The following is an 18,222-nucleotide window of genomic DNA, read 5'->3' as shown; positions in this document are numbered from 1 at the left end:
AATCCCTGATGAAAGCCTTGTACAAGTCCGGACCACACGCCGGTTTGGAACTCGTTGAACGTCCGGAGCCGGAAGTAGGCGTCCACGACGTCAAGATCCGCGTCATGACCACCGGCATCTGCGGCACCGACCTGCACATCGAAGCCTACGACGAGGCCGCCAAGGCCATGATCAACACCCCTCTGGTTCCAGGCCACGAATTCTACGGCGAGGTCGTCGAGGTCGGGGACTTCGTTCACAACGTCAAGGTCGGCGACCGCGTCTCCGGCGAAGGCCACGTGGTGTGCGGGCTGTGCCGCAACTGCCGGGCCGGACGCAAGCAGATGTGCATCAATGTCAGCTCCGTTGGCGTGCAGCGCGACGGAGCCTTCGCCGAGTTCGTCTCCATCCCGGAGAGCAACGTCTACGTGCATCGCGACGAGCGCATCACCCCTCTGCTGGGCGCCATCTTCGACCCCTTCGGGAACGCCGTGCATACCGCCCTGCAGTTCCCAATGGTCGGTGAGGACGTGCTGATCACCGGCGCCGGGCCTATCGGCCTGATGGCCGCCGCTGTGGCCCGCCACATCGGCGCCCGCAAGATCGCCATCACCGACATCTCCGAGCAGCGCCTGGACCTGGCCAAGACCATGGGCGTGGATCTGGCCGTGAACGTCGCCAAGCAGCGCATCAAGGACGCCCAGGGCGAGCTGGGCATGATCGAGGGCTTCGACTACGGCATGGAGATGTCCGGACACAAGACCGCGCTGCCGGAAATGATCGAGAACATGAACCACGGCGGCAAGATCTGCATGCTCGGCCTGCCCAGCGAGTCCATCGACATCAACTGGGGCAAGGTCGTGACCCACATGCTGACCCTGCGCGGCATCTACGGCCGTGAAATGTTCGAAACCTGGTATGCCATGAGCGCCATGCTCACCAGCTCCGAGCTGATGCGCGAGCGCATCTCCTCGGTCGTCACCGATTTCCTGCCGGCCAGCGAATGGCAGCAGGGCTTCGAGGCAGCCCGTGGCGGCCACGGAGGCAAGGTCGTGCTGGACTGGACAGTCTTCAGCAGCTAAGAATCGCTCGGATCAACAAGGAGTAATTGGGAATGTATACCGACCTCAAGGAACAGCTTGCCGGGGAACTGGATGAGCTGCGCACCGCGGGCCTGTTCAAGTCCGAACGCCACATCGACTCGGCGCAGTCCGCGTCCATCCTGGCCGGCTCGCTGGGCCAGGACGCCCGCAAGGTGCTGAACTTCTGCGCCAACAACTACCTGGGGCTGGCCGACGACCCGCGCATCATCGAGGCCGCCAAGCAGGCCATGGACGAGCGCGGCTTCGGCATGGCTTCAGTCCGTTTCATCTGCGGCACCCAGGACCTGCACCTGGAACTGGAGTCCGCCGTCTCCAAGTTCCTGGGCACCGAGGACACCATCTTGTTCTCCAGCTGCTTCGACGCCAACGGCGGCGTCTTCGAGTCGCTGTTCGGCCCGGAAGACGCGATCATCTCCGATGCGCTGAACCACGCCTCGATCATCGACGGAATCCGCCTGTCCAAGGCCGCGCGCTTCCGCTACGCCAACCAGGACACGACAGACCTGGAAGTCCAGCTGAAGGCCGCGGCCGCCATGAACGACGGGGCCGGGGCACGGCGCACCATCATCGTCACCGACGGCATCTTCTCCATGGACGGCTACATCGCCCCGCTGGAAGCCATCTGCGACTTGGCCGAGCAGTACAACGCGCTGGTCATGGTGGACGACTCGCACGCCGTGGGCTTCATGGGCGCCACCGGCGCCGGCACCCCGGAGCATGCCGGGGTTTCGGACCGCGTGGACATCTACACAGGCACCTTCGGCAAGGCGCTGGGCGGCGCCTCGGGCGGCTACGTGTCCGGCCGCGGCGAAATCGTTGCGATGCTGCGCCAGAAGGCCCGCCCGTACCTGTTCTCCAACTCGCTGGCCCCGGCCATCGTGGCGGCGACGTTGAAGGCGCTGGAGCTCGTGGAGGGCTCCGGCGAGCTGCGCGAGAAGCTCTTCGCCAACGCAGCGCTCTTCCGCCGCCGCATGAGCGAGGAAGGCTTCGACCTGCTGGACGGGGAGCACGCCATCGTCCCGGTCATGTTCGGGGATGCGGTCAAGGCCGCAGAGGTGGCAGGCAAGATGCTGGAGCACGGCGTCTACGTGACCGCCTTCAGCTTCCCGGTGGTTCCGAAGGGCGCAGCGCGCATCCGCGTGCAGCTCTCCGCCGCCCACTCGGCCGAGGACATCGAGGCTTGCGTGCAGGCCTTCGTCGCCAGCCGCTGACCAGCTCGGTTGGCCCGGCGCCGTGTTTCAATAGGGATGACGAGTTGGCATAACCAAAGGCGGAGGGCTCATGGCTACCAGGGATGAGGTGGCGCGCTTGGCCGGCGTATCTCCCAGTACCGTGTCCTACGTGATCAGCGGCCGGCGCACCATTTCCGAGGCGACCAAGGCCAGGGTCCTGGCGGCCATGCGGGAGCTGAGCTACACCCCGGATGCCTTTGCCCAGGGCCTGGCCGGGTCGCGCCGGGGGATCCTTGCCCTGCACTTTCCTACCAGCGTGGACGGCTATTCTTCCACCGAGTTCGAATACGTCACCGCCGCCATGGAGCGTGCCCGCGCGCTGGGCTACCACATGCTGTTGTGGTCCAATCCGATGACCGATGTCATGGGATTGGAAAGCTTGGTCGGGCAGAAGCTGGTGGCCGGGGTGCTGCTCATGGAAGTGTCGATCAATGACCCGCGCTTCGATGTCTTGCGGCGCGCGGGCATACCTTTCGCTTCCATTGGCCGGCCCGATGACAGCGCTGACCTGTCCTATGTCGATAATGATTTTGCCGAGGCCGGGCGCATGGCGGTGGACTACCTGGCAGGCCTCGGCCACCAATCCATCATGTACATCAACGTCTCCGTGGAAGACCAGGACGCCGGCAACGGCCCGGCCATCCGCACGGCCCGTGCCATCTCGGATGCCGTGCGCGTCCAAGGCATGTCGATGCGGGAGGTGCCGGTGGAAAACAACGCGCGCGGCGGCCGCGCGGCGCTGGACGCCTATCTGGACCTGCACCCGCGCCCTACTGCGGTGCTGGCGCTCAAGGAATTCGCCACCGCTGGATTCGTCAACGCCGCGGGCATGGCATCGTTGCGCATCCCCGAAAACCTCTCGGTGATTGCACTGGGTGTCGGTGATCGATCGGCCGAAATGGTTGCCCCGGCACTGACCACGGTGGCACCGCCGGGGGAGGTCGTTTCCCATGCGGCGGTCGACGCACTGGTGCAGAAAATCGAAGGCAGTTCCCAAGGCGCCGTGCAACAGCTCATCGCGCCGCTGATGACGGTCCGCGACAGCACCGGCCCGGCACCGCGCTGACAGTTCCACGCCAAATTCTCCACGCTGTTCCCGCATAGGTGTTGACGCGCGTCGATGACCTGCGTCACTATTGAGGGGATCATTCGTGCCAGGCCGCTTCACTCGGCAAGGTACTAGTCAACGTGGAGGGCATCATGAAGAAAGCACAACGCAGGCTGAAGCTCGCGCCGGTTATCTCGATGGCAGCCATCGGCATGCTCCTGGCCGGTTGCTCGGGCGGAGCGGACCCCAATGACCCCAACGCCTCCGGCGGCGCGGCCGCCCAGGTGGGCCAAGCCGACGGGGTCGTCGACATCTATGGTCCGGTCACCGGCCTTGAAGCGGAATTGCTGGAAAAGTCGTGGGCCAAGTGGTCCGAGGAGAACGGCATCAAGATCCGCTACACCGGCGACAAGAACTTCGAATCCCAGATCGGGATCAAGGTCCAAGGCGGCGACACCCCGGATTTGGCAGTCTTCCCGCAGCCCGGCCTGCTGCAGGCCACCGTGGCCCAGGGCAAGGTGCAGCAGCTGCCCGAAGCAGTGCAGTCCCAGCTGCAGAACAACTGGTCCGAGGATTGGCAGAACTACGGCAAGGTCGATGGTGTGCAGTACGGCGTGCCGCTGATGGCCAGCGTCAAGGGCTACATCTGGTACTCGCCCAAGCAGTTCGAGCAGTGGGGTGTGAGCGTGCCTCAGACCTGGGATGAGATGACCGCACTGGGCGCCGAAATCTCAAAGAAGACCGATGAGCCGGCCTGGTGCGCCGGATTCGCTTCGGGCGAGGCATCGGGATGGCCGGGCACCGACTGGATTGAAGACGCGGTGCTGCGCCAGTCCGGACCCGAGGCCTATGACAAGTGGGTAGCCGGCGAGCTGGAATTCACCTCGCCAGAAATTGCCAGCGCCTTCGATTCCGTTGGAAAGATCCTGCTTGACCCCGAGCAGGTCAACGCCGGATATGGCGATGTGAAGTCGATCAACGCCACCGCCTTCGGCGATGTCGGTACTGCAGTGGCCAAGGGAACCTGCCCGCTGACCCACCAGGCCTCCTTCCTGGAAGGATATGTACTGGATTCCAAGAACGCCGATGGCGAGAAGGCCACCGTGGCACCTGACGGAGATGTCTGGGCCTTCGTCGCCCCGCCAGTCAAGGCCGATGACCCGGTATCCATCGTCGGCGGCGGCGAATTCGTGGCAGCCTTCTCCAACGATGAAGAGACCGCCAAGGTCCAGGAATACTTGGCCAGCGCGGATTGGGCCAATAGCCGAGTCTCACTCGGCGGCGTGATCTCCGCCAACTCCGGACTTGATCCAGCGAACGCCAGCAGCGACCTGCTGCGCTCCGCCGTTGAACTGCTACAGGATCCGAACACCACCTTCCGCTTCGACGGTTCTGATCTGATGCCCAAGAGCGTCGGCTCCGACTCCTTCTGGAAGGGCCTGGTGGACTGGATCGACGGCAAACCGACCAAGGAAGTGCTTGAAAACATCCAGTCCGGTTATGACTCCTAGTCACCACCTTGCCAGCCGCCAACGGCCGGGAACCCCGGCCGTTGGCGAGATTACAGGAGCCTGAGGCCATGTCCGAATTCTTCCAATGGCTTGCCGGCGTCCCGCCGCTGATCCAGGTGCCGGTGGTGCTGCTTGCCTTCGCGATCCTGATCGGGGCGATCCTCGGCTTTGTCGAGGTAGCGACCAATGGCGGACGAGCATTTACCGTGGTGCGTTTTCTCGCCGCGGTCGTGGTTCCTGTGGCGATCCTGCTGGTACTGGGCCTGTACAACTCGGTGATGTGGGTGGCCGCGCTTGCCGCGGTGCTCGGCGCGGTGCTGTTCTTCGTGGACCGGCGCTCGCGATCCGGAGCCGGCTCGCTGCTGCAGCTGTCCGGCTTCCTGGCTCCGGCCATGCTGCTGCTCGCGATCGGATTGATCTACCCCACGATCCGCACCGCCATCAGCGCCTTCATGGCCAATGACGGGTCGGGCTTCGTGGGCCTGGGCAATTTCCGCTGGGTGTTCACCAGCCCCGATGGCCTGACCGCACTGCTCAACACCCTGATCTGGGTTCTGGTGGCGCCCGTGGTCTCCACCATCATCGGATTGGCCTATGCGGTCTTCATCGACAAGAGCCGCGGCGAGAAGTACTTCAAGCTTCTGGTATTCATGCCCATGGCGATTTCCTTCGTGGGCGCTTCGATTATCTTCAAATTCTTCTACGACGTTCGCCAGGGCGATCAAATCGGCGTGCTCAACGCGATCATCACGGCATTCGGCGCCAAGCCGGTCGACTGGCTCGGGCTTGAACCGTGGAACACGTTGTTCCTGGTGGTCATCCTGATTTGGACACAGGCGGGATTCGCCATGGTCATCCTGTCCGCGGCCATCAAGGGCGTGCCGGCTGAGCAATTGGAAGCAGCGGCCCTGGACGGAGCCAGCCCATGGCAGCGCTTCGCCAATGTCACCCTGCCGGGGATTCGTTCCACGGTTATCGTCGTCTTGACCACCATTTCCATTGCGTCGCTCAAGGTCTTCGACATCGTCTCATCGATGACCGGCGGCCGCTCGGATACGACGGTCCTGGCCTACGAAATGGTGCGCCAGTTCCAGCTCGGGGCACGCACCGGATACAGCTCGGCCCTGGCCGTCATCCTCTTCATCCTGGTACTGCCGATCATCATCTACAACGTCCGACAGCATAAGAAGCAAGGGGTAATGCGATGAGCACCGTGGGTGAATCCTCTCGGCGCCTGATGGCGGCCACCGAGAGAACCAGCGGGAAACTGCGCAAAGCCACCACCTCCCGCGGAGCCACGATTGCGGCGTTCATCATTGCCGCAGTGTGGACCATTCCCACCTTCGGGCTGTTCGTCTCCTCCTTCCGGCAGGCTGACGACATCAAGACCTCGGGCTGGTGGACGGCCCTGTCCAACCCGTCGTTCACGCTGGATAACTACGCGCAGGCCTTTGCCTCCGGCGACAGCCTTCCGCTGTCCAAGGCCTTCCTGAATTCGCTGGTCATCACCATCCCGGCGGCCGTTGTGCCGATCCTGATCGCCAGCTTGGCAGCCTACGCTTTCGCCTGGATCAACTTCAAGGGACGCAATACGCTCTTCGTGCTGGTTTTCGCACTGCAGATCGTCCCAATCCAGATGGCGCTGGTTCCGCTGCTCCAGCTCTTCTCGGACGGCGTGAAAATTGGCGGGCTATACATCCTGCCCGGTTTGGGAGTCAACGGATTGGACGGCGCCTACGCCAAGGTCTGGATCGCCCACACGATCTTCGCCTTGCCGTTGGCGATCTTCATGTTGCACAACTTCATTTCGGAGATCCCGGATGAGGTCATAGAGGCCGCGCGCGTTGACGGTGCCGGGCACGGGAAGATCTTCTCGAAAATCGTCCTGCCCTTGACAATGCCGGCCATTGCTTCCTTCGGAATTTTCCAGTTCCTCTGGGTATGGAATGACCTGCTGGTGGCAACGGTCTTCACTTCGGGTGGAGAATTGCCGATTACGAAGGCGCTCCAGGACCTCTCGGGTACGTACGGGCAATCCTGGGAACTGCTCACCGCAGGTGCTTTCATCTCGATGATCATTCCGCTGGCCGTTTTTTTCGCGCTGCAGCGGTTCTTCGTGCGCGGATTGTTGGCTGGCGCCACCAAGGGTTGAGACAACGTGGATTGCATCAGCGCACTTGGCCCTCGGCTCCCCGATGCATTTGGCATTTGCCCGGGGAGCTAGGCATTGGTCAATTAGCCGGATGCTGGCAAGCTGCGTCTGGAATCCCAGAGCGCAGCAGGATCTGACAATGGATGCGCTTTCCGAATAACGCGTAGCTTCTGATTGACGACGCAATCGGAACTGTTCTGGGAAACTGCGTGATTCCAGTGCCGACTCGCCTCACCACATTGCCCGATTCTTGCTAGCGTCTGGCACTCGGTGAGGATCACGCCGCGGAAGCCGCGAGGCGTTTGTCCGGAAAGTACTACGGGACTGGTGGCCTTGCATTGACCCGATCGAAAACCAGCTAGCTCGGTAACGGTGAACTTCGCATTCTGATTTGTCAGTGGGCATGGGTCTGCCCGGAACCGCAGGGATCAGAAGGCAAAACCCATGAAGTCTCCTGCGGCTGCAATGGCCAGGTTTCCCCGGGCGATTTCGCGAATGAACATACGTGAAGATTCGAGGACCGGTGGGATCCTTCGCGGCAGTCCCGAGTTTTGTGCAGCTTCGCCAATGCCCGGGCTTTGACCCTAGCTAGGGCCTCGTCGCGGGTCGGGGCTCCAAAGATGGCCATGGGACCGGCTTCGATTCCAAGCCGTTCACCCCGGGCGGAGTGCCGGGGTCTCTGCCAAGTCATCTCGTCTACCCGGTTTGTTCCCTCATCGGTTTGTTTTCACGGTGCTCGTTCCAACTTTGGGGGACAAATCAGACCGGTGCTCTTTTTTTGATCCAAGCTTTAAAAGGCCCCGCGACCAGATTTTTGTTCTGCTCAAGGGGCTTTGCTCAGGTCCGGGGTATGAGGACTTATTCATCTGTGAGATCCAGTGAGATGACCGCCATGAAGCCGCGGCCGCTGATGCGCGGCGAATCCTCTTCGCCGCCGATCACGGTGTCGCGAAGCTCCAGCGCCGACTCGGAGTTCTCGCGCAGGACGCTGGCCTTGCCCTGCAGCAGCACCCCGAACTGGGAGCCGAACAGGTGCTGTTCACGTTTCTTCGACAGCTCCACGATGCGCACGTTGCCGCGTACCTTGCCGTTGCGGGTGATGAGGTTCAGCGCCAGGATCTCCCCGGTGGGCAGCGCCGCGGAGGTGGCCGCCGCGCCGGGGAACTTGAAGGGACGGTAGATCTCCAGCGCCTGCGAGGCGTCGTCGACGGTGAGTTCAAGCAGCTCCCCGGCGATGACCGTGAGGGTGCGTTCGCAACCGTCGTAGGGCGTGAAGTCCCCGGCTTTCTCGATGGATGCGACCGAAATCCGCCAGTCCCAACCGCCTTCCGGAGCAGTGGCCAGTGATCCGTCATCGGCCAGGATGCCCTTGGCGATTTCCCGGATCTGCCCCTGGGCTGCTCCCCACGGTTTCTTGGGGCTTGAAGAAAGCTGGATCTGAGTTCCGGTGGACAGCGAGGCATTGCTTTGGCTCATGGTTCGAGCCTAATCGTCCGGACTCGTGAATGCGGGCCCTGACACTTATTGAGCTAGCTACAATTTGCCGTGTACGGGAGCAACACCGTGCGCTGCCGCCGCTGGAACCAACTGGAACAACCAATGGGACGCCGAGCCGCTCGCCGGTGGGCCCCAATGCCAGGGGAGGCGCGGAGCCCCTTCTATGCGCATAGGATCAGCGCATGGGGAAAAACAACCATCCGCAGGTGCCGGCCGCAAAAAATGTTCTCTCGGTGCTGCGTTATATCGCGGCACAGGCGGGCCCTGTCGGCGCGGGCACGATCATCAGGGATGTCGGATTGCCCCGGTCGACGACCTACCACCTGCTGGCCGCATTAATCGATGACGGATTTGTAGTCCACCTGCCCGAGGAACGCAAATACGCGCTGGGTGTGACCGCCCATGAACTGGGTACGGGGTATTCCAGGCAAGCACCATTGCAACGGATCGCGCGGTTCCCGATGCAGCGGCTTGTTGAACGGACCAAGCGCACGGCGCACCTGGCCATCATGCACGGCCGCGACGTCATCTACGTCATTGAGGAGCGTGCCAAAAGACAAGCTGAACTTGTCACCAACCCCGGGGTGAGGCTGCCGGCCCATCTCACCGCCAGCGGGCGAGCCATGCTGGCGACATTTTCTGCGGATCAGCTGGCGGCCCTGTACCCGGGCCCGGAAGCCTTTCCCACGAGATACGAGACCGGAGTTCATTCCGTCGAAGCGCTCAAAGAACTTCTGGCCCAAATTCGCGAGGTGGGTTACTCCTGGGAACAGGACGAAGTGACCGAAGGGTTCTCGTCCATCGCCGTCCCCGTAAAGGACCACGCGGGGCACGCAGTTGCCAGCGTGACTCTGACCATCGCCAACAGGGCGAAAGCCGGCAAAGCGGTTTCGGCCCGCAGCGCATCGCCCGGGCTCGCGGCAGAGAGAACGGTGCACTTGGAAGACCTGGTGTCCCAGTGGCTTCCCGAGGTGACCAGAACAGCAACCGAAATTTCCCGCCGCCTACGTCCGGCCGGTTAAGACGAACTTGTCAGCGGTGACGCCCCGCGCAAGGACCGCCCCGTCCGGCAAATCAGAAGATTCCTGCCCACATCGCATCAAAGTCTCGTATCCCAGACTGATTAGTGTGCCTCAGGGCACATTTCCGCTCGTATGAATGCTTGGATGGAAATCAAGCAACGGGCCGCAGAACACCAACCTGCGTCTTCATTATTACGAGCGAAGGAATTTCGATGAGCTTCACCCAGCACGACCCGTCACGGGTCATCCGCGCACCTCGCGGAACCACCCTCACCGCCAAGTCCTGGGCCACCGAAGCCCCGCTGCGCATGCTGATGAACAACCTCGACCCGGAGGTCGCCGAGCGTCCCGAAGACCTAGTGGTCTACGGCGGCACCGGCCGCGCCGCCCGCTCCTGGGAAGCCTACGACGCCATTATCAAGACCCTGACCGATCTTGAAGAGGATGAGACCCTGCTGGTCCAGTCCGGCAAGCCGGTCGGCGTGTTCAAGACCAACAAGTGGGCGCCGCGCGTGCTGATCGCCAACTCGAACCTGGTGGGCGACTGGGCCACCTGGCCCGAGTTCCGCAAGCTCGAGGCCGAGGGCCTGATGATGTACGGCCAGATGACCGCCGGTTCCTGGATCTACATCGGCACCCAGGGCATCCTGCAAGGCACCTACGAGACCTTCGCCGCCATCGGTGTCAAGCGATTCAACGGCACCCTGGCCGGCACCTTGACCCTGACCGGCGGCTGCGGCGGCATGGGCGGCGCCCAGCCGCTGGCCGTCACCCTCAACGGCGGCGCCTGCCTGATCGTTGACGTCTCCGAGGACCGCCTGCGCCGCCGCATGGGCAAGCGCTACCTGGACGACGTGGAGCTGGACCTGGACGCGGCCGTCACCAAGGTCACCGCAGCCAAGAACGAAGGCCGCGCACTGTCCGTGGGCTACGTCGGCAACGCCGCCGAGGTCTTCCCTGAACTGCTGCGCCGCCAGAAGGCCGGCGAGATCTCCATCGACATCGTCACCGACCAGACCTCGGCCCACGACCCGCTGTCCTACCTTCCGGTGGAATACACCGTGGAGCAGTGGGACGCCGAGGCGAAGGCCGACGAAATCGGCTTCACCAAGAAGGCCCAGGCCGCCATGGCCGCCCACGTCGAAGCCATGGTCGGCTTCCAGGACATCGGCGCCGAGGTCTTCGACTACGGCAACTCGATCCGCGACGAGGCACGCAAGGGCGGCTACATGCGGGCCTTCGAATTCCCGGGCTTCGTTCCGGCTTACATCCGCCCGCTGTTCTGCGAGGGCCTTGGCCCGTTCCGCTGGGTGGCCCTGTCCGGCGATCCGGAGGATATCCGCGTCACCGACGAGGCGCTCAAGGAGCTCTTCCCCCAGAACGAGCACCTGCGCCGCTGGCTCGATGCGGCCGCCGAGCACGTTGAATTCGAGGGTCTTCCCGCCCGCATCTGCTGGCTGGGCTACGGCGAGCGCCACAAGGCCGGCCTGCTGTTCAACAAGCTGGTCGCCGAGGGCAAAATCTCCGCACCGATCGTGATCGGCCGCGACCATCTGGATTCCGGTTCGGTAGCCTCCCCGTACCGCGAAACCGAAGCCATGAAGGACGGCTCAGACGCGATTGCCGACTGGCCGCTGCTCAACGCCATGACCGCGGTGTCCTCCGGCGCCAGCTGGGTTTCGCTGCACCACGGCGGCGGAGTCGGCATTGGCCGCTCCATCCACGCCGGCCAGGTCTCGGTGGCCGATGGCACCGAGCTGGCAGCGGCCAAGCTCGAAGCGCTGCTGACCAACGACCCGGGCATGGGCGTCATCCGCCACGTGGATGCCGGCTATGAGCGCGCGGTAGAAGTTGCCAACGAGCGCGGCGTGCGCATCCCGATGGCGGAGTAGCGACATGTCGAACGACGGCGCCATTGGACGGCTTGTAGAACGCGAACGCGAGGACGGGGGCCCGCGCGGAGTCTGGCGATTCTTCGTCTACTCCCTGATCGGGATCTTCATGTTCTTCATCCCCGTGAATATCGGGGGCAAGGAGACCATTCCGCTGGACCACCTGGTGGGCTGGATTACCGGCCTGCTGGGTCCGGCCGTGAAGTACCTGATCCTGGGAGTGATCCTCGCAGGGACCATCTATCCCTTCGCGACCGGACGGTGGAAGGAATCACGGCTCAAGACGCTGTTCGCGTTCCTGAACGTGCTGGGACTGGCCACGGGCATCGCGTTGGTGTTCAACGTGGGCCCGGCCTGGCTCTTCGACCCGGACATGGGACCCTTCCTGTTCAACAAGCTGGTGATCCCGGTAGGGATGATCGTTCCAATCGGCGCCGTCTTCTTGGCCCTCTTGGTCGGCTACGGATTGATGGAGTTCGTCGGCGTGCTGGTGCAGCCGGTGATGCGCCCGGTGTGGCGCACCCCAGGCCGCTCGGCCATCGATGCGGTGGCCTCCTTCGTGGGCAGCTACTCGCTGGGTCTTTTGATCACCGACCGCATGTACCAGGCCGGCCGGTACACCGGGCGCGAGGCGGCCATCATCGCCACGGGCTTCTCCACCGTCTCGGTGACATTCATGGTGATCGTGGCCAAGACCCTGGACATCATGCACCTGTGGCTGCCGTACTTCTTCCTGGCCTTCGGAGTCACCTTCCTGGTGACCGCGATTGCCGTGCGCATCCCGCCGCTCAGCCGCATCCCGGATGAGTACTTCCCGGTATCCACGCCGCAGCCGGAAGCCAAGGTCACCAGCCGGCGCTTCGCCACGGCGTGGAAGGAAGCGATGGGCATGCTGGGCAACGCCCCGAAACTCGGGGCGAACGTCCGCGAGAATTTCAAGGACGGGTTGCTGATGGCCATGGCCATCCTTCCCTCCATCCTTTCGGTCGGGCTGATCGGCCTGGTGCTGGCCCGCTTCACCCCGCTGTTCGACTGGCTGGGCTACCTGTTCCTGCCGATCACCTGGGCGCTGGGCCTGCCCGACCCGCTGCTGGCGGCCAAGGCCTCCTCGGTGGGCATCGCGGAGATGTTCCTTCCGGCGACCATCGTCGCCGGACATGAGTCCGACGCGCTGCGCCTAGTCATTGCGGTAGTCTGCGTGTCGGCGATCATTTTCTTCTCCGCCCTGGTGCCCTGCATCCTCGCAACCCGCATTCCCATCAAGGTATGGCATCTGCTGGTCATCTGGGCGCAGCGTGTCGCTCTGACCCTGCTGATCACCACCCCGCTCGCCTACCTGATAGTGGGCAGATAGGACCATGACGATGCCTACACACGGCGTAAATTCCCTGCTAGCCGCGATCAGCGGCGAGGGCCGCGACGCCAAGCGCGGCGGCTACTCGCGCCCGGTCTACTCGGACGCTGAGATCACGCTGCGCGAGTGGTTCATTGCCGAAGCCTCCGTGCGCGGGCTGGAGGTGTCCACGGATGCCAACGGCATCATCTGGGCCTGGTGGGATCTTCCGGGGTCGCCCGGGGACGACGCCTCCCGCAAGGGTTCGCTGGTCACAGGCTCCCACCTGGACTCCGTGCCCGGCGGCGGCGCCTTCGACGGCCCGCTGGGCGTGGCCAGCGCGCTGGCCGCCTATGACGTGCTGGCCGCCCGGGAAGCCTCCGGCGAACTGGCGCGAAACCGCGCCCTGGCGCTGGCCGTCTTCCCGGAGGAGGAAGGCTCGCGCTTCGGGGTGGCCTGCCTGGGCTCCCGGCTGCTCAGCGGCGCCATCGACCCGGTGAAGGCGCTGAACTTGCGCGACGCGGAGGGCAACACCTTCGCTGACATCGCCGCCGCCAACGGGCTGGACCCGGCGCGCATGGGCCGCGACGAGAAGGCCCTGGCCCGGATCGGCGACTTCATCGAGCTGCATGTGGAGCAGGGCCGCGGGCTGAACACCGAACAATACACCGACGCCGCCGGCCGCGGGCCGGCCGTCGCGGTGGGCAGCTCCATCCTTGGCCACGGCCGCTGGCGGCTGAGCTTCAGCGGCCAGGGCAACCACGCCGGCACCACCTTGATGATCGACCGCGCCGATCCGATGGTGGCCGCAGCCCAGCTGGTGCTGAAGGTCCGTGAGATCGCCACGGCGCAGCCCGACGCCCGCGCCACGGTGGGCCGGCTGGAGCCGGTGCCCGGCGGCACCAACGTGATCGCCTCCCGCGTGGACATCTGGCTGGACGTGCGCCACCCGGAGGACGCGGTCACCGCCCTGCTGGTGGAGAAGATCCACGGCCAGGCGCAGAAGATCGCCGCCTTCGAGGGCTGCTCCGTGGTGCTGACCGAGGAATCGCTCTCCGGCACCGTGCACTTCGACGCCGCGCTGAGCGCCTCGCTGGAACGCTCCGTGCACCGACTGGTTCCCGACGCCCCGGCGCTGCCCACCGGCGCCGGCCACGACGCCGGCGTGCTGGCCGCCTACCTGCCCACCGGCATGCTGTACGTGCGCAACCCTTCGGGCATCAGCCACTCGCCGGAAGAATACGTGGAAGACGCCGATGCCGAGGCCGGCGTGCTGGCCCTGGCCGACGCCCTGGAGGACCTGCTGTGAGCGGAAAAACCACTACCGTTCCGGCGCCGGTCAACGCGCACTCGCACGCCTTCCACCGGATCCTGCGCGGCCGCACCCACCAGGGGGAAAACGGCGGAGCCGGGAACTTCTGGACCTGGCGCGAACAGATGTACGACGCCGCCGCCGGGCTCACCCCGGCCGGCTACGAGCAGCTGGCCACCGCGGTCTTCGCGGAAATGGTCGTCAACGGCTACAGCGCGGTGGGGGAGTTCCACTACCTGCACCACGACGCGACCGGTGCGCCTTACGCCGGGACAGATGAGCACGGCATGGAGCTCGCGCTGGGCCGCGCGGCGAAGGCCGCGGGCATCCGCCTGGTCCTGCTGGACACCTGCTACCTGCAGGGCGGGCTGGACGCCCTGGGCAACGCCATCGAGCTGAACGAAACCCAGCGGCGCTTCACCGACGGGGACGCCGCCGGCTGGCTGGCCCGCCACGCGCGGCTGCGCGAGGCCCTGGCCGAGCTGGACGCACGGGAAGGGCTGCTGAGCCTGGGAGCCGCCATCCACTCGGTGCGCGCGGTGCCGCCGGCGCAGCTGGAAGCCATCGCCGCCGGGCTGGACCCTGCCTTGCCGCTGCATGTGCACCTGTCCGAGCAGCTGGCCGAGAACGCGTCCTGCCAGGCGGCCTTCGGGCTGAGCCCGACCGGGCTGCTTGAACGCCACGGCCTGCTGGCCCCGCGGCTCTCGGCAGTGCACGCCACCCACCTGAGCGATGCGGACATCGCCGCGCTGGGCGCCGCCGGCGCGGGCATCGTCATGTGCCCCACCACCGAGGCGGACCTGGGCGACGGGATCGGACCGGCCCGGGAGCTGGCGGATGCCGGAGCGGTGATTTCGCTGGGCAGCGACCAGCACGCGGTCCTCGACCCCTACCTGGAGCAGCGCGCCCTTGAACACGGCGAACGGCTGCGCAGCGGGGAACGCGGACGCTTCTCCCCGGCGGAAATCTCCGCCGCCGCCCGCGAGGGCGGTCTGCGCTCGCTGGGCCTGGCGGAGAACGAGGACCACCTCGTGGTGCGCACCGACACCATGCGCACCTCCGGGTCGCGCACCGCCCAGCTGCCGCTGAGCGCCACCGCCGCAGATATCGCGCAGGTCCACGTCAATGGCAAGCTGGTAGCCAGCAATGGCCTGCACACCACGCTGGGAGACCCGGCGGATTTGTACGCAGCATTCTTCGACAAGTATCCGGAGTTTTCATGAGCAGCACACTGATCACCAACATCTCCGAGGCCTTCATCTCGGACGCGGCGCACACCCTGGTCGAGAACGCCGCCATCCTCATCGAGGGCCAAGACATCGCCTGGATTGGCGAAGCCGGGCAGGCCCCGGAAGCCGACACCGTCATCAACGCCGGTCAGCGCGCAGCGCTGCCGGGCTGGGTGGATTCGCACAGCCACCTGGTGTTCGCCGGGGACCGCAGCCGCGAGTTCGTGGCCCGCATGGCGGGGCAGGACTACGCCGCCGGCGGCATCGCGGTGACCACCAAGGCAACCCGCGCCACCACTGACTACGACCTGACCCGGCTGGTCATGGGACGGACCGCCGAAGCCCTGGCCGGAGGCACCACCTACCTGGAAACCAAAACCGGCTACGGGTTGAACGTCGAGGAGGAAGCGCGCCATGCGCGTATCGCCTCCACGGTGGTCGACCAGGTGACATTCCTTGGCGCCCACCTGGTTCCCGCGGACATGGATGCCCAGGAATATACGGACCTGGTCTGCGGAGAGATGCTGGAACGCGTGCTGCCCTTTGTGCAGTTCGCTGACGTGTTCTGCGAACGCGGCGCGTTCAACGAGGCCCAGTCGCGCCAGGTGCTCGCCGCCGGGAAGGACGCCGGGCTCGGCCTGCGCGTGCACGGCAACCAGCTGGGCCCGGGCCCCGGTACCAAGCTGGCCGTTGAATTCGGCGCGGCCAGCGTCGACCACGTGAACTTCCTGGACGAACAGGACGTCGCGGCGCTCGCCGGATCCTGGGCGGACTGGGATGCCCAGTCCCGTGCCGGTACCGCGGGAACCGTGGCCACCTGCCTGCCAGCCTGCGACCTGTCCACGCGTATGCCCTTCGCCCCGGGCCGCGAGTTGATCGACGCCGGGGTGCAGATCGCCTTGGCGTCGAACTGCAACCCGGGAACCTCCTACACCTCATCCATGGCCTTCTGCGTCAGCACCGCGGTGCTACAGATGCACCTGAGCATCGAGGAAGCCATCGTGGCAGCCACCTACGGCGGTGCGCTGGCGCTGGGCGTGCAGGACCGGGTGGGAAGCCTGGAGGTGGGCAAGCGGGCTGACATCCAGCTGCTGAACGCCCCGTCCGTGGCGCACCTGGCCTACCGCCCCGGCATGAACCTCTCCGGTCCGGTTTTCCGCGCCGGCGAGCTTGCCTCGGGCAGGTTCTAGCGCGCCAGCTAGTGATGCCGGGCACCTTCGTGGTAAACAAGGTGTATGGCTAACACTGCATTCAAAGGTACCCCTGTCCAGACCATTGGCGACCTGCCGGCCGTAGGCTCGCAGGCTCCCGCCTTCACCCTGACCGACACCGGCCTGGCCGACGTCACCAGCGAGTCGCTGGCCGGCCGCCGCGTGGTGCTGAACATCTTCCCATCGGTTGACACCGGTGTGTGCGCAGCCAGCGTCCGCCGCTTCAACGAACTGGCCGCCGGCCTGGAGAACACCACCGTGGTGTGCGTCTCCGCCGACCTGCCATTCGCCATGGCCCGCTTCTGCGGTGCCGAAGGCATCGAGAACGTCGTATCCGGCTCCGTGTTCCGCTCGGACTTCGGCTCCGACTACGGTGTCACCCAGATCGACGGCCCGCTGGCCGGCCTGCTGGCACGCTCGGTTGTCGTGCTGGACGAGTCGGGCAAGGTCATCTACACCCAGGTGGTCCCGGAGATCACCACCGAACCTGACTACGATGCAGCTATCGCAGTCCTGAACTAGCAATCAGCTGGCGGCCGTGCGCCGCTGAGGTGATTGCCCAATGGCGTCTTTGCCGACCTGTGGTCGGCGAAGACGCCATTTTTGTATGCGCCCGGCCCCGCTGTCCAAGATTCCCCAACGACTTTGCCCCGGGGGATTCTCAAGACGCACTTCTACCCCTATACTCTTTGTAGATTGCTTATGATTGTTATGAGCGAAAAAGAATCACAAAACATCAGGCACGTTTCACTGAGTAGTCAAACGGTTTCGCTGTGAATGAGCAAGGGAGATTATCGATGAGCGAGCAGTCAGTCCTGGGTGCGCACATGGAGCGGGAGCTGGTTTCCCAGCCAGAGATGTGGCGCCGCGCCATCGCCCAGCAGCAGTCCGAAGACCTGCTTCCGGCCAAGGGCGCCAAGGTCGCGGTCGTCGGCTGCGGCACTTCCTGGTTTATGGCCGAAGCCTACGCCGCCGCCCGCGAAGCCGCCGGCCACGGCATCACCGACTCCTTCGCCGCCTCCGAGGCGCGCATCGCCACCCGCGACTACGACGTGCTGGTGGCCATCACCCGCTCCGGCACCACCTCCGAGGTGCTGCAACTGCTGACCGAGCTGGACGGCAGCCTCCGCACCGTCGCCGTAATCGGCGACACCAGCTCGCCGATCGTGCAGCAGGTCGACGCAGTGGTGGAGCTGCCCTACGCGGACGAGCAGTCGGTGGTGCAGACCCGCTTCGCCACCACCGCGCTGGCCTACCTGCTTTCAAGCGTCGGCGAGGACCTGGAGCCGGCCATCGCGCAGGCGCAACAGCTGGTGAACTCCGCCACCCCGCAGGAACTGCTGGACGCCGAGCAGTTCACCTTCCTGGGCCGCGGGCTGTCCGTGGGACTGGCCCACGAGGCCGCGCTGAAGATGCGCGAAGCCGTGCAGGGCTGGACCGAGGCCTACCCGGCCATGGACTACCGCCACGGCCCGATCTCCATCGCCGCGCCAAACCGGGTAACGTGGATGCTTGGCGCCCAGCCCGAAGGCCTGGACGCCGACGTGACCCGCACCGGCGCGATCTACGTGAACGAGGACCGCCATCCGCTGGCCGACCTCGCATACATCCACCGGGTGACCCTGGACCGGGCTCGCGCGCGCAATCTCGATCCGGATAGCCCACGCAACCTGACCCGATCGGTCATCCTGGAAGGCTAAA

Annotated in this window: 15 protein-coding genes; 14 read left to right on the top strand and 1 reads right to left on the bottom strand. The window is 65.0% G+C overall.

Annotation, left to right across the window (positions count from 1 at the left end):
* The first annotated feature begins 8 nt into the window (after positions 1-8).
* The 6 genes from tdh (at position 9) to C1H84_RS04915 (ending at position 7,025) form a co-directional block, all read left to right on the top strand.
* Complete coding sequence (gene tdh, locus C1H84_RS04940; protein ID WP_053797581.1) at positions 9-1,061, top strand: L-threonine 3-dehydrogenase; 1,053 nt, start codon at positions 9-11, stop codon at positions 1,059-1,061.
* Between the two features lie 32 nt (positions 1,062-1,093).
* Complete coding sequence (locus C1H84_RS04935; RefSeq protein ID WP_113606716.1) at positions 1,094-2,293, top strand: glycine C-acetyltransferase; 1,200 nt, start codon at positions 1,094-1,096, stop codon at positions 2,291-2,293.
* Between the two features lie 70 nt (positions 2,294-2,363).
* Entirely contained in the window at positions 2,364-3,380 is a 1,017-nt protein-coding gene (locus C1H84_RS04930; protein WP_047118545.1) for a LacI family DNA-binding transcriptional regulator, read from the top strand.
* Between the two features lie 134 nt (positions 3,381-3,514).
* On the top strand, positions 3,515-4,873 hold the full coding sequence (locus tag C1H84_RS04925; RefSeq protein ID WP_047118546.1) for an ABC transporter substrate-binding protein: 1,359 nt from the start codon (positions 3,515-3,517) through the stop codon (positions 4,871-4,873).
* Positions 4,874-4,941: 68 nt separating this feature from the next.
* The gene (locus C1H84_RS04920) at positions 4,942-6,081 is read left to right on the top strand and encodes a carbohydrate ABC transporter permease (protein WP_047118547.1); all 1,140 of its coding nucleotides are present in this window, start codon (positions 4,942-4,944) and stop codon (positions 6,079-6,081) included.
* The gene (locus C1H84_RS04915) at positions 6,078-7,025 is read left to right on the top strand and encodes a carbohydrate ABC transporter permease (protein ID WP_053797584.1); all 948 of its coding nucleotides are present in this window, start codon (positions 6,078-6,080) and stop codon (positions 7,023-7,025) included. The genes C1H84_RS04920 and C1H84_RS04915 overlap by 4 nt, the downstream gene beginning before the upstream one ends.
* Before the next feature lie 858 nt (positions 7,026-7,883).
* On the opposite strand, the gene C1H84_RS04910 is transcribed toward C1H84_RS04915, so the two are convergent.
* A complete protein-coding gene (locus tag C1H84_RS04910) occupies positions 7,884-8,501 on the bottom strand; it encodes a HutD/Ves family protein (RefSeq protein WP_082123826.1) in 618 nt (205 codons plus the stop codon).
* 203 nt (positions 8,502-8,704) lie between these two features.
* Between C1H84_RS04910 and C1H84_RS04905 the strand changes: the two genes are divergently transcribed.
* The 8 genes from C1H84_RS04905 to C1H84_RS04870 all read left to right on the top strand — a co-directional run bounded on the left by C1H84_RS04905 (position 8,705) and on the right by C1H84_RS04870 (position 18,221).
* Positions 8,705-9,544 carry an IclR family transcriptional regulator gene (locus tag C1H84_RS04905; RefSeq protein ID WP_047118549.1) on the top strand — a complete coding sequence of 280 codons (840 nt, stop codon included), beginning with the start codon at positions 8,705-8,707 and terminating at the stop codon, positions 9,542-9,544.
* Between the two features lie 212 nt (positions 9,545-9,756).
* Entirely contained in the window at positions 9,757-11,436 is a 1,680-nt protein-coding gene (gene hutU / locus C1H84_RS04900) for a urocanate hydratase (protein WP_113606715.1), read from the top strand.
* A gap of 4 nt (positions 11,437-11,440) precedes the next feature.
* Positions 11,441-12,790: a YjiH family protein gene (locus C1H84_RS04895; RefSeq protein WP_113606714.1), complete on the top strand. Its 1,350-nt coding sequence runs from the start codon at positions 11,441-11,443 to the stop codon at positions 12,788-12,790.
* Between the two features lie 4 nt (positions 12,791-12,794).
* Positions 12,795-14,078, top strand: coding sequence for an allantoate amidohydrolase (locus C1H84_RS04890; protein WP_425323557.1), 1,284 nt, complete (start codon positions 12,795-12,797; stop codon positions 14,076-14,078).
* The gene (locus C1H84_RS04885; protein WP_113606712.1) at positions 14,075-15,304 is read left to right on the top strand and encodes a formimidoylglutamate deiminase; all 1,230 of its coding nucleotides are present in this window, start codon (positions 14,075-14,077) and stop codon (positions 15,302-15,304) included. The genes C1H84_RS04890 and C1H84_RS04885 overlap by 4 nt, the downstream gene beginning before the upstream one ends.
* Positions 15,301-16,500 (top strand): imidazolonepropionase, encoded by a 1,200-nt coding sequence (gene hutI / locus C1H84_RS04880; RefSeq protein ID WP_113606711.1) that lies wholly within the window; start codon positions 15,301-15,303, stop codon positions 16,498-16,500. Before C1H84_RS04885 ends, hutI begins: the two co-directional genes overlap by 4 nt.
* A 45-nt stretch (positions 16,501-16,545) precedes the next feature.
* Complete coding sequence (gene tpx / locus C1H84_RS04875) at positions 16,546-17,043, top strand: thiol peroxidase (RefSeq protein ID WP_047118554.1); 498 nt, start codon at positions 16,546-16,548, stop codon at positions 17,041-17,043.
* A 275-nt stretch (positions 17,044-17,318) separates the two neighbouring features.
* Positions 17,319-18,221: an SIS domain-containing protein gene (locus C1H84_RS04870; protein ID WP_113606710.1), complete on the top strand. Its 903-nt coding sequence runs from the start codon at positions 17,319-17,321 to the stop codon at positions 18,219-18,221.
* The last annotated feature ends 1 nt before the right edge of the window (position 18,222 follow it).

The sequence above is a fragment of the Glutamicibacter soli genome (assembly GCF_003309065.1).
In the GTDB taxonomy this organism is placed as follows: Bacteria; Actinomycetota; Actinomycetes; order Actinomycetales; family Micrococcaceae; genus Glutamicibacter; species Glutamicibacter soli.
Note: the sequence above shows the minus strand (reverse complement) of the source record. Positions and strands in the feature narration are given on the sequence as shown.

Excerpts from the sequence above, each read along its gene's own strand:
- tdh (WP_053797581.1), top strand. The coding sequence starts at position 9 with ATGAAAGCCTTGTACAAGTCCGGACCACACGCCGGTTTGGAACTCGTT.
- C1H84_RS04935 (WP_113606716.1), top strand. The coding sequence starts at position 1,094 with ATGTATACCGACCTCAAGGAACAGCTTGCCGGGGAACTGGATGAGCTG.
- C1H84_RS04930 (WP_047118545.1), top strand. The coding sequence starts at position 2,364 with ATGGCTACCAGGGATGAGGTGGCGCGCTTGGCCGGCGTATCTCCCAGT.
- C1H84_RS04925 (WP_047118546.1), top strand. The coding sequence starts at position 3,515 with ATGAAGAAAGCACAACGCAGGCTGAAGCTCGCGCCGGTTATCTCGATG.
- C1H84_RS04920 (WP_047118547.1), top strand. The coding sequence starts at position 4,942 with ATGTCCGAATTCTTCCAATGGCTTGCCGGCGTCCCGCCGCTGATCCAG.
- C1H84_RS04915 (WP_053797584.1), top strand. The coding sequence starts at position 6,078 with ATGAGCACCGTGGGTGAATCCTCTCGGCGCCTGATGGCGGCCACCGAG.
- C1H84_RS04910 (WP_082123826.1), bottom strand. The coding sequence starts at position 8,501 with ATGAGCCAAAGCAATGCCTCGCTGTCCACCGGAACTCAGATCCAGCTT.
- C1H84_RS04905 (WP_047118549.1), top strand. The coding sequence starts at position 8,705 with ATGGGGAAAAACAACCATCCGCAGGTGCCGGCCGCAAAAAATGTTCTC.
- hutU (WP_113606715.1), top strand. The coding sequence starts at position 9,757 with ATGAGCTTCACCCAGCACGACCCGTCACGGGTCATCCGCGCACCTCGC.
- C1H84_RS04895 (WP_113606714.1), top strand. The coding sequence starts at position 11,441 with ATGTCGAACGACGGCGCCATTGGACGGCTTGTAGAACGCGAACGCGAG.
- C1H84_RS04890 (WP_425323557.1), top strand. The coding sequence starts at position 12,795 with ATGACGATGCCTACACACGGCGTAAATTCCCTGCTAGCCGCGATCAGC.
- hutI (WP_113606711.1), top strand. The coding sequence starts at position 15,301 with ATGAGCAGCACACTGATCACCAACATCTCCGAGGCCTTCATCTCGGAC.
- tpx (WP_047118554.1), top strand. The coding sequence starts at position 16,546 with ATGGCTAACACTGCATTCAAAGGTACCCCTGTCCAGACCATTGGCGAC.
- C1H84_RS04870 (WP_113606710.1), top strand. The coding sequence starts at position 17,319 with ATGAGCGAGCAGTCAGTCCTGGGTGCGCACATGGAGCGGGAGCTGGTT.